This window comes from Candidatus Nitrosocosmicus agrestis (assembly GCF_008389435.1).
GTDB classification, from domain to species: domain Archaea; phylum Thermoproteota; class Nitrososphaeria; order Nitrososphaerales; family Nitrososphaeraceae; genus Nitrosocosmicus; species Nitrosocosmicus agrestis.
In genome coordinates this window covers 1-12,608 of sequence record NZ_VUYS01000035.1, presented here as the reverse complement: position 1 = coordinate 12,608, position 12,608 = coordinate 1, and the positions used below count along the sequence as shown (strand labels likewise).

14 protein-coding genes are annotated in these 12,608 nt (G+C 31.5%); 5 read left to right on the top strand and 9 right to left on the bottom strand.

Going from position 1 to position 12,608, the window contains the following annotated elements; all coding sequences use genetic code 11:
* Positions 1-379 (bottom strand): FxLYD domain-containing protein (locus F1Z66_RS14955; protein ID WP_149864432.1); only part of this gene is annotated, 379 nt, incomplete at its 3' end.
* A gap of 752 nt (positions 380-1,131) precedes the next feature.
* Between F1Z66_RS14955 and F1Z66_RS16325 the strand changes: the two genes are divergently transcribed.
* From F1Z66_RS16325 to F1Z66_RS14945, 3 genes are all read left to right on the top strand, one after another.
* Positions 1,132-1,257, top strand: coding sequence for a hypothetical protein (locus F1Z66_RS16325; RefSeq protein WP_255437938.1), 126 nt, complete (start codon positions 1,132-1,134; stop codon positions 1,255-1,257).
* A 722-nt stretch (positions 1,258-1,979) separates the two neighbouring features.
* Entirely contained in the window at positions 1,980-2,228 is a 249-nt protein-coding gene (locus tag F1Z66_RS14950) for a hypothetical protein (protein ID WP_159357688.1), read from the top strand.
* Positions 2,229-3,330: 1,102 nt separating this feature from the next.
* Positions 3,331-3,699, top strand: coding sequence for a response regulator (locus F1Z66_RS14945; RefSeq protein WP_149864430.1), 369 nt, complete (start codon positions 3,331-3,333; stop codon positions 3,697-3,699).
* A 111-nt stretch (positions 3,700-3,810) separates the two neighbouring features.
* Here F1Z66_RS14945 and F1Z66_RS14940 read toward each other — a convergent pair whose 3' ends face one another.
* The 6 genes from F1Z66_RS14940 to F1Z66_RS14915 all read right to left on the bottom strand — a co-directional run bounded on the left by F1Z66_RS14940 (position 3,811) and on the right by F1Z66_RS14915 (position 6,944).
* On the bottom strand, positions 3,811-4,047 hold the full coding sequence (locus F1Z66_RS14940) for a hypothetical protein (RefSeq protein WP_149864429.1): 237 nt from the start codon (positions 4,045-4,047) through the stop codon (positions 3,811-3,813).
* 766 nt (positions 4,048-4,813) lie between these two features.
* Positions 4,814-5,047, bottom strand: coding sequence for a response regulator (locus tag F1Z66_RS16515; protein WP_149864428.1), 234 nt, complete (start codon positions 5,045-5,047; stop codon positions 4,814-4,816).
* A 321-nt stretch (positions 5,048-5,368) separates the two neighbouring features.
* On the bottom strand, positions 5,369-5,551 hold the full coding sequence (locus F1Z66_RS14930) for a general stress protein (RefSeq protein WP_149864427.1): 183 nt from the start codon (positions 5,549-5,551) through the stop codon (positions 5,369-5,371).
* Between the two features lie 162 nt (positions 5,552-5,713).
* Positions 5,714-5,992: a hypothetical protein gene (locus F1Z66_RS14925; RefSeq protein WP_149864426.1), complete on the bottom strand. Its 279-nt coding sequence runs from the start codon at positions 5,990-5,992 to the stop codon at positions 5,714-5,716.
* A gap of 289 nt (positions 5,993-6,281) precedes the next feature.
* Positions 6,282-6,692 carry a cupredoxin domain-containing protein gene (locus F1Z66_RS14920; RefSeq protein WP_149863081.1) on the bottom strand — a complete coding sequence of 137 codons (411 nt, stop codon included), beginning with the start codon at positions 6,690-6,692 and terminating at the stop codon, positions 6,282-6,284.
* A gap of 51 nt (positions 6,693-6,743) precedes the next feature.
* Positions 6,744-6,944 carry a hypothetical protein gene (locus F1Z66_RS14915; protein ID WP_149864425.1) on the bottom strand — a complete coding sequence of 67 codons (201 nt, stop codon included), beginning with the start codon at positions 6,942-6,944 and terminating at the stop codon, positions 6,744-6,746.
* Between the two features lie 1,595 nt (positions 6,945-8,539).
* Between F1Z66_RS14915 and F1Z66_RS14910 the strand changes: the two genes are divergently transcribed.
* A complete protein-coding gene (locus tag F1Z66_RS14910) occupies positions 8,540-8,932 on the top strand; it encodes a response regulator (RefSeq protein ID WP_149864424.1) in 393 nt (130 codons plus the stop codon).
* Positions 8,933-8,960: 28 nt separating this feature from the next.
* Here F1Z66_RS14910 and F1Z66_RS14905 read toward each other — a convergent pair whose 3' ends face one another.
* Positions 8,961-9,215 (bottom strand): DUF4325 domain-containing protein, encoded by a 255-nt coding sequence (locus F1Z66_RS14905; RefSeq protein ID WP_149864423.1) that lies wholly within the window; start codon positions 9,213-9,215, stop codon positions 8,961-8,963.
* Positions 9,216-9,846: 631 nt separating this feature from the next.
* On the bottom strand, positions 9,847-10,257 hold the full coding sequence (locus F1Z66_RS14900) for a PPOX class F420-dependent oxidoreductase (RefSeq protein ID WP_149864422.1): 411 nt from the start codon (positions 10,255-10,257) through the stop codon (positions 9,847-9,849).
* 759 nt (positions 10,258-11,016) lie between these two features.
* Here F1Z66_RS14900 and F1Z66_RS14895 point away from each other — a divergent pair.
* Positions 11,017-11,340, top strand: coding sequence for an antibiotic biosynthesis monooxygenase family protein (locus F1Z66_RS14895; protein WP_149864421.1), 324 nt, complete (start codon positions 11,017-11,019; stop codon positions 11,338-11,340).
* Positions 11,341-12,608: the final 1,268 nt, after the last annotated feature.

Sequence of the window (12,608 nt, the reverse complement as noted above, 5' to 3'; positions counted from 1 at the left end):
GCTCACCGAATGCCGTTACCTTATAATGGTCAAACCTTTCTACACTCATTAGAAAACTAAATCTTTCTGTAGAATTAGGTTCATAAATGGTAAAAGGACCAGATATGAATCTGCTTGTGTCTCTTAAGATTTTATTTTCAGAATCATATAACGTAACGTTAACTTTCATATTTTCTACATTCTCAGTTGAGTTATTTTGAAGAACCCCTGTGATAGAGGTCAAACCCGTTGCACTATCTCCTATAGTTAATTCTGTTATATTGAGAATAGTAATATCAGGTTTTAAATTGGAAACATCGGCAGTTGTATCTAATAGATCATTGCTTTGAGGAAATGATGAAGGAATCCATGATAAAATGATTATTAGTGGTGTGACCATTACAAATAAAATAAGAATCTTGGTAAAACCTTGTCCTGTGAGAACCAATATTGCTAATTAACAATAGTAATTAAATAAAGATAACTCGATATGAATCCCGATTTCTTTAGGTATATGGTAAAGCACAGGCCCAATCTAGGTAATGTCGATAATACATACACAAAATATGTGTATGATAACTTTAGTATACAGTAATTATTACAATCTTGAGCAAATGCTTTTGTAGTCAATCCGAAACATTATTTCTGTCATATAAAATGAATTCAACCTTGGTTGTATTAATTCCAAGATCTTCAAGCATTATTCAGTAGGTGTTTTGACTATTCTTAAATGAATATCGATTAGAATAAATTTAAACTCGTATTCAACTATTTGATCAGGTAGGATTAGAATTTTGATATAATAAAAGTCTCTTCAATCAATTTGACATTTAATAGAAATTGAAGTCCGACCTTATCGATGAGAATGATCTTACCACGAGTATGTAGTATAGAAATGGGTGTTCATCTTACTTGTCACTTAATTATTTATTCTGCTTAGAGATCATGAATGAATTTGTCAATTTTCTATGTTATTTTTGATTTTAATTGCAATTTTGTACTTTACTGAGATTCTGTCAAGCTTGGAAAAAGTAGGACTGATCCTATAGTCAAAACAATAGATATTGGTCTATCAGGAACCGAAGCTCTAGAATATAGCCTATCACTGTTAATATCTGTGTAGCAAATTGGCAAACAAACAGTGGATTCGTTATGGACAATGCTACCAATGAAGTATTAGGTACTGCACCAGTTGGAGGTACTTGTTGGGCCCTCAAATACAATCCGCTAATAATTACATCCATGTATTTAATAATTACTCCGTCGACACCACAATGACCAAAAGTCAGAGGAATGAAGTTATACGAAATATACCCTCAGATGGTTTTTCATTTGCGAGAGTTCAATCCAGTTAACAAATAGATCTATTTAGCGAAAACTAAATCAGGGAATGTTATGTTAATTAATACTGGCATGCCAGCATCTACACCCAATACAAAACTTGATCATCAGTGATCTGATCAAAGATACAATAAGGAGTCCTATAGACCTATAACACTCGATTGACTCTGCAAATCAAATAAGATATATTATGACTTTTGGCAATCAAAATAATATCCAACTTGTTTGTAATTTAATAGATACGGGGAGTGAATACCCCTCCACCATCCGACAAATTCTTAATTGTTAGATAGCAAGATATGAAATAATGGTTTGCATCATGTACGACGCGAACATAATGCAAGACCACTATGGAATTTGTTTGGAGGTAGTTACTACTATCATAATAGATTTAAAAGCCTCACGTATCGGTAATCATAGTTCACTACAGTTACACCTCCAATATAGCAAAGTTAACTAAAATAGTATTTGACTTTCTAATGTAAACATCTTCAGTATCAATCACAGATCCGTTTTGCTTTGGATGTATTATGATACTGACATAAAACATTAATCAAGTATTTTAGTACAGGATTTTCTAAAAGTATAATCAATAATATTTGTTATATTGTTATTTCTTGGTAGATATTTATGTGATTAGAATAAAAGGTGCATTTCCTATGGCTAGTTATTTGTTAACAACTATTATTTTGACTGTTTTGTTATTTTCACTGTTAAGCTCGGCTATTTTGTTTGCACAGGATAACTCAACAAAAGGTAACAAGATTTTTGTTTGTAAGTTAGTTCAATATTGTTCTAATCCAGCAACAATAAATGAGATTCCACAGGAAGATGTTGTCTCCAATGTATCTGTTATGGTCACCCCTGATTTATACAATAATGTTGTGGGACAAGATATTTCAAACTAGTTCCTTTGGTAATAGTATTTACACACAGTCAACAATATATCAAAGATTTGGAATTCAATCCAAAGAATCAGTAACTAGGCCAGACAACCAAAAGGTAAACCAAAATCAAAATTAAATCTATATATCTCATTAATTAAGTGAAATAAATGTAGATCGTTATTAACGGGGCTTGATTATTAATTTGAATAATAGGCTCAAACTCCTTCTTATGTTTTATACCACAGGATAAGAAAACCATCGGAGCAATATTCACTATTACGAGGAAACTAGCTGTTTTTATTTTTACGACAAATTGGTAATAAATTATATAAATAATGAAATGATGATTGCGATTAAGATCAAACTACTGAAATCATAGAACCTCTGAGACATTAGGATTAAATAAGTTTTGATCAAATAGGTTAGGAATTTAACGTTGTAAATTGTAATGTGCGGCAATAGGGAAGGGGAGTAAACATTATGCGACATTCCTAGATGGTGAACTAGAGACTCTAATGCTTGAAATGCTAGTTCGATTGTCTAGCGAACATTAGCGAACGGATTGATTCGTGGACATTTAATATAATCATTGCTTCGGACAGATTGGGAAGAAGGAACGGGGTATAATACTTGTCTAGTGACCAAGCAAGACAATACATATATGTCCTCTGTCTTGGTATCGTATCAAAGCTAAAGCTAATCTTAGTTTGGTAATTTCTTACTTTAGTATGTAGTTTTTTCCTCATCCTATGCATACTTTAAAAATCTTTTATATTCGTGGATTTGAGATTGTTATATCTCATTTCCATCTAGGCAAAGACCATGAATAGAATCTAAAAATGGGTATGATATTCTTTCATCACTTTTAACGCTATTAAATCTACGAGCAATTTGTGGTTTTACTCAAAATGGTGGTATTTCATTTTCAATTATATTCATGACTTTCAATATCACTTTTTTGATAGTTATGATTATTATCTGCTTAATAAACATATTTTCAATCATTAATTAATTATAAATCACTGGTTAATTTTCCTTGACGATTGTCTTGCTATTTAAATAATCGGTTTGAGGTAGCATAACTACCAAATCCTTTTATGTAAAAAAATGAGTTAATTACAAGTTGCAAAAGTCTATCCTTCTGGTGGAGAATTACTATGAATTATCAAGAATCTTTTCCACCTACCTGCAGGCAATGGGACTAAATGTGGCTACATTCTCAAACCCTGGGGAAGCTCTACAGCATTTTTCATCAAATATGGAGTCCTATTCTATCGTTCTTACAGATTTTGTGATGGAAGGAATGGGTGGTTTTGAATTTGCTAAAGAAATTAAACGATTAAGTGGAAACGGTGTTCCAATAATTATGCTTACTGGATACTCAATTAATGATTTTGCTACGGAAGAAGAGATTGCAAATACAGTCACTAGAGTTATTATAAAACCCGTATCGCTAAAAAGCTTGTATACTATTCTTTCTAGTTATCTCTAACTCCATTTATGAGTGAGGTATTAATAATATAACTTAATGTATGGATGCATTATGCGGATTAGATTCTATTAAATTCAGAAAATAAAATTAAGAAAGGATTGTAGAGTCGTTTTATACTTTGGTCATTCCCTTCTTTCTATATTGCTCTTGCGCTTCCGCAGTGTCAGTACCGGTTTGACCTTCTGATGTTATTCTTTGATCTTCTTGATCCCTCTTAACTGCAGTAGGTTCTCCTTCATTTAACTTGGCTGGGGTCATTGGTTCTTTATCTGAATACTCATTTAATGGATCACTTTTTCTTTCTTTATTTGTGCCTGCGACACCTTCTTCATATTCTTTATCAGTCATTGTAATATTATATTATTAACATATTATTTAATACCAATTAACAACATGGCTATCCATATCAAACTTTTGAATAAATTTGGTTAAAATCAGATGAACAATAATTTAATTCACTATCAAATATAATTTCATATTTTGGTTGCAATATAACCTTAATAGTTGAAAATCATGAGCCATATGTATAATACGAGATCTGGAATCAGGTAATAAAGACAAATTCTACTCAATATCGAGAGGCTCATAATAAGATTAATAAATTACTTGTACAAGGCAAGTCTAAACAAGAAATATCAAAAGATATCGGCGTTCCTCTACCTGCAGTTAAGAGAATAAACAATGCAGTTTTCAATAAAGATGTTATGTCATCAACTGAACACATTAACTACGAACTGCTTGGTATTATAACTGGTTCTTATCCATGTTTACCTTAGTGATGGCAATATCAACAAAATTGCAAATAAAGTGCATAAAATAGGGGGATAACTTTAATTGAAATTCACATTAACAATTCAGTATTTTAGATCATGTAATTTACAAAGAAGGAAAGGAATTACTTTACATTATATCAGCAAAAAGAAGATGATGGATTAAAACGGGTAGTATGATCAGAATGAGTCTATTATATTTCAATCAAAAATTATAATAAAATTGGCAATCTGAATAACTAGACTATGGGGCGAATTATTCTTCAGAATCTAATCAAAGAGTTATAGTAAATCTTTCAAAATTTAATAATATTTATGTATTAGAATGCTATTATTTTTAGATCCTAAATCCTTAGAGTGAATGGGCTTTTGGAGTATTTCGGCAATTTCTGCCTTTTTAAAATCATTAGTTTGCAACACATATCCACAACAAATGTTGTGATTAAAAGAATCTTTACAGTCTTGCTACATTCTCTTACTTTGTTTGCAAGCTCGATTCCGTTTAGTTTAGGCATTTTCAAATCAGTAATAATTAAATGAACCTTGTCATAGTTATTTCCGAAATGCTCTAAACCCATTATAGGATCGGTAAGTAAAAAGCACCGTATCCTGATTTTTCTAAAAATGTTTTAAAAAGTACTGCCTGTTCTTCTTCGTCATCCACTACCATTATAGAGAAAGTGGGATGTGATGACATAAATCACAACTACAATGATAGCATTTATGGTTTCTGATACAAGACTGAATTACCTGTACATAGTCAATCGGTAAAGAGACCATAATAGTAGTCATAATTAATTGACGAATTGATTTATTGACTTGTTAAGATGATAATTCCGAGTAAAAAGCAAAAGTAATTTAGTAATAGATAAAAATAAAATGTTAAAATGGGGAGGGGGTTAAGCCTTCCCGCCTTCCCTTGCTACTCTTTTTCTAGTTTCTTCATCAGATGCTTGCAGTCCTCTTTTCTCATGTTGGGCCTCGCCACCTGCACGTGCTACTCTTCCTTTAGTTTCTTCATCTGCGGAAGCTAAACCCCTATTGCTGTTGTTATTGTTTTTGTTATCGTTGCCTTGTACCATTGTAATTATCTTTGATTATCAACATATTTAACAAATATCAGGTAACACAATTATCTTTACTTTTAATAATATCATTATTTGGAGACATGCTCGGTATTGTGCGAATGTATGGTAATTGTTACTCAATTTTACAAATAACCTTGCAATTTCTGTCTAGTCCTGCTATTTGTTAAATAGTATCATGGATTTGACTGTTTCAATATTGATTTTGGTTGTCTGAATAATAATTCTGAATTTAATTCCTTTTTCTCTGATTAACCTTTCAATAAATTTTACTAAGTCTCTATAATATGTGTAGATAGAATTGAGCATCTGCATGCCCACTACAACACCATAGCCTTTTTCAATTATGGTCATAGAATGAAAGATCATTTTTAGCATCATGCTATAATCAAATATGACGTCGGTAACCACAGGATACTGGTACTTTGATTCTTTCAATTGTCTGAAAGACCACTCATCAATCTATTCTCACTAGTAAGTTATTTGGTATTATTTGATAATTCAAATTTGTGTATTAAGTTATGGTTGCCCAGAGTTACAAGCAACAGAAGCTAAATTCCGTATAAAGGTTTTGCAATTGTTTGCAAACAATTACAATTAAGGTTATTGATTCAGTGTATTATTAATAAGATATATTTACAGGCTTGTGTGATAGTACAAATACTATTATTTTTAAAATTAAACTTGTTTCAAGAAAACAAAGGATAATAAAAATAAGCTGGTTTGATTAGGATACTATTACTTTACCTACTAATGCAGGATGTAATGCACAGTGATAATCAAATTCTCCAGCGGTATCAAAGGTATGTTCGAATGTTTTTCCTTTACCAGTCATTGCAGTGGGACCCTGTAATCCTGAATCAAATAACTTGCCAGCATCAGGTTGGCCAGGTAGACCTGAAGTCACGGTGTGAAATGCTGAATCATTATTAGTCCAAACAACTGTTTGACCTACCTTCACCTGAACTGGATCAGGTTGATAACCATTCTTTGTCAGGCTAGAAGAACCTGGAACTATTGATACTGCTACTTTATCTCCTTGTGCGAATGCTTTATCCAAATTTCCGTTTAATCCGATTGCCAAAAGACCAACAAAAGTGATTAAACTGACAGACAAGTAAATTATTTTATTTGTCATTATAGCTTATGAAATAATTAAGATATTTAAACTTAATAGTAACAATAGCAATCATGTAGATGATTTCTTATTGTTAATGTAAATAGTAATAGTAATGGTACTAGTAATAGTACTAGTAATAGAAGCCAAGCTTGTGAATAACTCACTAGTTTGATTCGTGATGAAAACCTGACTTCTATTACCCAATCTCCTTGCAGCAAGATTGTTACTATGCTCTGTTAATAAAACACAGTACAATGAATAAAAAAACATTTTATTTAAACCTCACCACAATATTATTTAATGCTATTCGAGTTCATCAAAAGTATATAAAAATATCAATCCAATGGGTTAAAAGACTCAAAAAATTCATATTTACTGCTAATCTTCAAACGTCATGTTTGTTGATCGCTAGGGCTGATACTGCATGATGTTGAAGGTCCATCATTATAATAAGGAGTAGATGAACATATATCAATGGATTATATGATGAAGATCTTGACCCATAGTATGGACCGACAATCATGCAGTACTGGACAGACCTCATTATTGGTTTATGTATGAGACTCGGCGGAATTTGTGTATGTTTCCTATAGTTCATCTGAAATATAAACATGGTGTAAGCAGTTGCAAACAAAAGTAAACTATATTAGTAACATAAAATGACAAACATCGGAACCACCACCACTATCATTTACAAGGAACTAAATTTATCAATGCAAATAGATAACGGTCACTTTTCACCAATGTAAATAAAGCGACTTATTAACATATAAGAGTAATGATTTGGACCGTTACCCACAGTCATGCTATTGTTGTCCTTGACTTCTAATCAAATATCTAAAATATAAATAAGCAGCACTCATTCGCAAATAATTGCAATTAAAATAGATTGTTTAGACTGAGAAATGCAATCCTAAAGATCCTTACAGGTTTGTCCTTAACATATTAAAACTCATTTAGGAACTTGCTCACCGAATGCCGTTACCTTATAATGCTCAAAACTTTCTACACTCATTAGAAAACTAAATCTTTCTGTAGAATTAGGTTCATAAATGGTAAGGTAACGGATATGAATCTTCTTGTATCATAACGTTTTATTTTGAAAACTTGTAATGTAAAGATAACTTTTTTATTTTTTGCGTTTTGTGAAGAGTTATTTTGAAAGGTCGTCATTATCGATATTGTACCATTAGACTATTTTCTAAGGTAATGCTTGAAACAACAATAATAATTATTTCAAGTTGCGATGTATTAAAATTTATGATAAAATTTGGATTCTCTTTTCCGAAAATTTGGTGACCAAAATTGCTGAAAGGTAAGTTATTTGACTGATTTAGCATGAAATACAATCTAGGTTTCGTAAACGACATCTACTCCATATTAGTAATAGTGTCCACGATACTAACTCGGTGGTTTTATCAATACATATGATTTGACTTAGGTGCTCAAATATCACAAACCTTTATTGCTAATTCAATTAATGAATTTCAGGTATAGTTTCTATCGGTATTTACACATGCATTAACATGCAACGGTATATTTCAGTAATATGCCGATAATAGTTATCAATTGTGAAATTATTTTAATAAATCATAACGCCTCATAACAAATTTGGCCTTCTAGGATGATTTGTTACAGAATTAGTTTGGCAATCTATAATGTGCGCCTCATTACTAACCATTTGGTAATTGCACAAAAAAATGAGCCAATTTGGATGTGCTTGTGAGTGGTGACTATTCAATCAAAAAACAATAACGGATCAATAAAAAAATAGTTTGGTTTCTGTTAAAACATCTAATAATTACATTTGAATTCTTCAAATAAAATTCAATATTTATAAATAACCTTGAACTAAATACATTGCTTTGAATATACTGGTAATAGATGACAATGAATATACATCTATGGCAATAGCAGACTATTGTTGCATGAATAATATTTCGTGTCAAGAGGTCAATAATGGTAAAAAAGGGTTATGTGAAATTCAAAAACAGGAGTATGATGTTATAATCCTCGATATAGCCATGCCCGAATTTACTGGATTAGATATTCTAAGCCAATTAAACAAGCGAGGTATCTTTAACCAAAATATAATAATTCTAACCGCCACTAACATGGAACTAAAGGACTTAAAAACATATAGAGAATTAGGTGTGAGAGGGGTTATACACAAGCCAATCAGTTTGATTCAACTTGATAGAATTGTTAATAGAATGAATATTTTGAACCCCTTGTTGGATAATAAAATTAGCAATTAAAGTAGCAAGGCAATTTAATTTTTTACTATTACAGGTCATTGAACAGGTTTTGAAGCAATATTGGTATATTCACCTCATGAACTACTTTACCACTTTTGGACTTGTTTGAAAGATAATGATTTGCAAACTCATGGCTAATTGAATTAATCTCTGAAAAATCGACAATAATCTCTTCGTAAGGTAAACTAAACAACTCTTTATCCAATTTATTGTCAATTCCAGACGTCGTTATTAAATCGCTAGCAAAAATGTCTCTGATACGGATGACGTAGATAATGGACATGGCAGTCAATACATCCCAATAAAATCTATTTGCTTTTGACTATTTCCATCGTTTGTTATAAGTTAATTTGTAACCTTCAATCATATATACGATTTTCTGCTAAGAATCAAGATGAAAGAATCAGTCATTCCTATCCGTCTATCTTGAGTCAACGTCATAACCAGATTTCAAAAAAATCATTGTGTCTTCAGACAATAATGGAATAAAACCCATTATTCACAAGTTTGGATGCAGGAAACTTCAGTGGACGGATCAATAAAGTAGTTTACAAATACAGATCCACTCATCCTTCGCTGACGTATATTGTATAGAGCTTTCTCCTGCCATTTGTTTTTCTTGTTGGAGAATACAGAGTCAAATTAACCTTGGGACATACCGCTAGTCCTTTTAGGGGATGCCGGCCAGAAACGCTGTGCACAGTGCGAAATATATTTCCATTTAAATGGATCTCGGATTCAAATCCAAACTATTTGCCTTTATAATTTAGATAACCATATCTGAGTCCAACTATTTGTGATCTTGATATATTAATGGCGCAATTGCATACATGTTAAATAGTAAAGTTTTTCAAATCGTTCTCTTTCCATACTTCAAAATGATTCATAGTTACAGGAGTGTATAGGTGTATACATCACTCACTTGTGATATGGAACACTTTCTCGGGTCTGATTTTTAAAATAATACGTTTTTCTCCTGCTGCCCTAAATGGATATTTGTCTACTCCTAGATATTTATTGGCTAGTTTATCAATATGCTCGTCTGCACCTTCTGTGGTCTGTTCTGCTACATTCCCTCTAATACTAAGGGTGTTATACGGGTTGGATGGATCAACCATTGATATAGCAACTCTTGGATCCCTTTGAAAGTTTTTCTGCTTCACCCTTCCTTCTGCAGTATTGATCAATATGAAATGACCGTCATAATCAATCCATACTGGTGTTATTTGTGGACTGCCGTCACGCATTAAAGATGCTACAAAGGCAATATTTTTTCCCTTTAAAAGTCCAATGCCTTTATCTGTTAGTTCATGAGTAATTTGCATATTTTTTGTATAAAATAATATGTTATTTAAATGAAATATTTATGCATCCTAGGATCCTAATGTTGTATCTTAAATTGATTGGATTTGATATAGTTGGCTAATACTTGGTTTCAGCTTTTTTAGCACTGCCTTGCTCAGTGTCATCTAAAGATACAGCGCTTTAAATAATCTGTTACAGGTTCCATGCGAGGGATAAATTACATCACTATGTGTTTATAAGAATGGGATCCAAACTGCATGCGTATACAGGAATCTTAAACTGCTATACCGTCAGATTTCACAGATTCTGCGAATTTAACAGCTCTTGAGCCACTCTCTCATAATTCTATTTTTGTTATGCCTGATTTAAGAATCGATACCACCAATAGCGTTTCTATTATTATAGTTTGTTATATAATAATGGTAAATGCAGTTTGGTGAATAGGTTGGGCTAATTCCTATTCAAAACTAATGTTTAATGGACTAATTCTCACAGATAAATCTCTGATAATTGGTTATGCAGGTTCAAAAATTCTTTGATTGATGATGTGTTGTAAAGATAATTGCAACACAGTATATCTTCTTTATATTTTTAGTTTTATTATTATTTGACCATTATGCAATCCTTATTGATGAAAGAATAGTAATAAAATAAAAGGACTAATCATAAAGGTCTATGTATCAACCTGCACAATCAACTTCAGTCTTTTGTTAAAGCCTTGTTTTCAAAATCTTGGTAAATTTTTAATTATTTGGTGATAGTTAACAATATCAAAAAATATGGCCCTAATAAAAATAGACAAAGATATAATCACTTTAATTAACGTGTTCACAGTTGATCCATCTAAACAACAACTATTAGTTGAATTGCTCATGGAGATCACAAAACAAGTTTGGCGTCTGCAGGATGGGTTCATCTCAGCAAGCATCCATAAAAGTCATGATAGGAGACGGGTAGTAAATTATGTTCAATATAGGGGAAAAGAAGCCTTCGATAAACGGCTTGATAACCCTGATGCCATAGTACGTATGAATAAAATTCTATCTATAGCAAAGGCTGACGGCCACTTGTATGATGTAGTTTATACTGACTCAAAAGATTAAATGGAATTTTCTGCCTCATTTTAATATTTTAGAAATAGATCTATTGAACGAATAAAGGTTCAAACACATATCATGTAAAATAATTAGTTGAATTATAATTCGTGAATATTGATAACAGGTTCTTTCAATTATTAATTGAACATAATCAGAGGTTTTATCATCAATGGGAGTTATTGTAATTCTGGTTTTTTTCCACATTGTTTATAGATTTCAAAAATTGTATTGATTATATTGCATGACATAGCATCTTTTGACTTCATATTAGTGTTTCTCAAAAAAGTATTTTTTTGGATCAAAATATCGTATTTTTCACTAGATTAGAAGGAATCCAAATGTTTATTTTTGTCAAAATTTATCTTTAATGTGATTTTGCCGTCTCTAATAAATACAACTTAATATCATCAAATCTGTTTGAATAAATTATTTGAAAAGTGATAAGACGACAACTATCATTTGATTCATTTATCCGTCTAGAAAGAATGAACCTTCATTACCCATTAGGATTTTTATTTTTCTTATTTTTCTTATTTTTCTTATTTTTTTATTTCGCTTCTAAATAACGATGGAAGCGATCTCACAAAGTTAATTTTGTTTGAAATATAGCACATGATCTTTATGAGAATGAAACTATCAATTCTTTTTTACAGATAACCTCTAAAGAAAAAAATCCAATTCTGTAGTGATATTTTTTAATAATTTACTTTTGGGATCTTCCTTCGTATTCTAGTTCATTCCTACTACATGACTTTAGTATTTCCATGTCCTACATTCTATTAAAAAGGATTTGTTGATTATCTGCCAAATACTTGATTTGTTGCATAAGGACAGGTCAAGCATATTATGGTCTTTATGAAAGATGATTTCAATCATACAAATACGCGCTCTGATATTAACAATGAAATTGGCTATTAGCCTAGCTGACAGGTATCTGTTAGCAAGAAATGCCATAAAATGTGTTACAACAAGTGTATTTGCATTCATAAATCTGTATTGATTGATAACTTATTCACAACAAGGGACAACTGATCCCTATGATTAGGACTAACTATAGTCATGTATGTGCTTAATGTTGATCTTTCTTGGTTTTCATAGAGTATTTCTTGGGACTTTTGAAATCAAAGTTAGCAGATAGAACCATACAACGGCTCTGTTCACTTAAGGAAATCTTATAGCTTGAAGATATCCCATCTCTTTTATGAACACGAGAAACAGAACACCTTCAGAATACATATGCTATGGTTTGTATTTGTATTTGTATTTGTATTTGT

What these genes read in the sequence shown, in the direction of transcription:
- F1Z66_RS14930 (WP_149864427.1), bottom strand. Translation starts at nt 5,551, where the DNA reads ATGGTACAAGGCAACGATAACAAAAACAATAACAACAGCAATAGGGGT.
- F1Z66_RS14895 (WP_149864421.1), top strand. Translation starts at nt 11,017, where the DNA reads ATGGCCCTAATAAAAATAGACAAAGATATAATCACTTTAATTAACGTG.
- F1Z66_RS16515 (WP_149864428.1), bottom strand. Translation starts at nt 5,047, where the DNA reads ATGGGTTTAGAGCATTTCGGAAATAACTATGACAAGGTTCATTTAATT.
- F1Z66_RS14915 (WP_149864425.1), bottom strand. Translation starts at nt 6,944, where the DNA reads ATGTTTTTTTATTCATTGTACTGTGTTTTATTAACAGAGCATAGTAAC.
- F1Z66_RS14940 (WP_149864429.1), bottom strand. Translation starts at nt 4,047, where the DNA reads ATGACTGATAAAGAATATGAAGAAGGTGTCGCAGGCACAAATAAAGAA.
- F1Z66_RS14950 (WP_159357688.1), top strand. Translation starts at nt 1,980, where the DNA reads ATGGCTAGTTATTTGTTAACAACTATTATTTTGACTGTTTTGTTATTT.
- F1Z66_RS16325 (WP_255437938.1), top strand. Translation starts at nt 1,132, where the DNA reads ATGGACAATGCTACCAATGAAGTATTAGGTACTGCACCAGTTGGAGGT.
- F1Z66_RS14900 (WP_149864422.1), bottom strand. Translation starts at nt 10,257, where the DNA reads ATGCAAATTACTCATGAACTAACAGATAAAGGCATTGGACTTTTAAAG.
- F1Z66_RS14920 (WP_149863081.1), bottom strand. Translation starts at nt 6,692, where the DNA reads ATGACAAATAAAATAATTTACTTGTCTGTCAGTTTAATCACTTTTGTT.
- F1Z66_RS14905 (WP_149864423.1), bottom strand. Translation starts at nt 9,215, where the DNA reads ATGTCCATTATCTACGTCATCCGTATCAGAGACATTTTTGCTAGCGAT.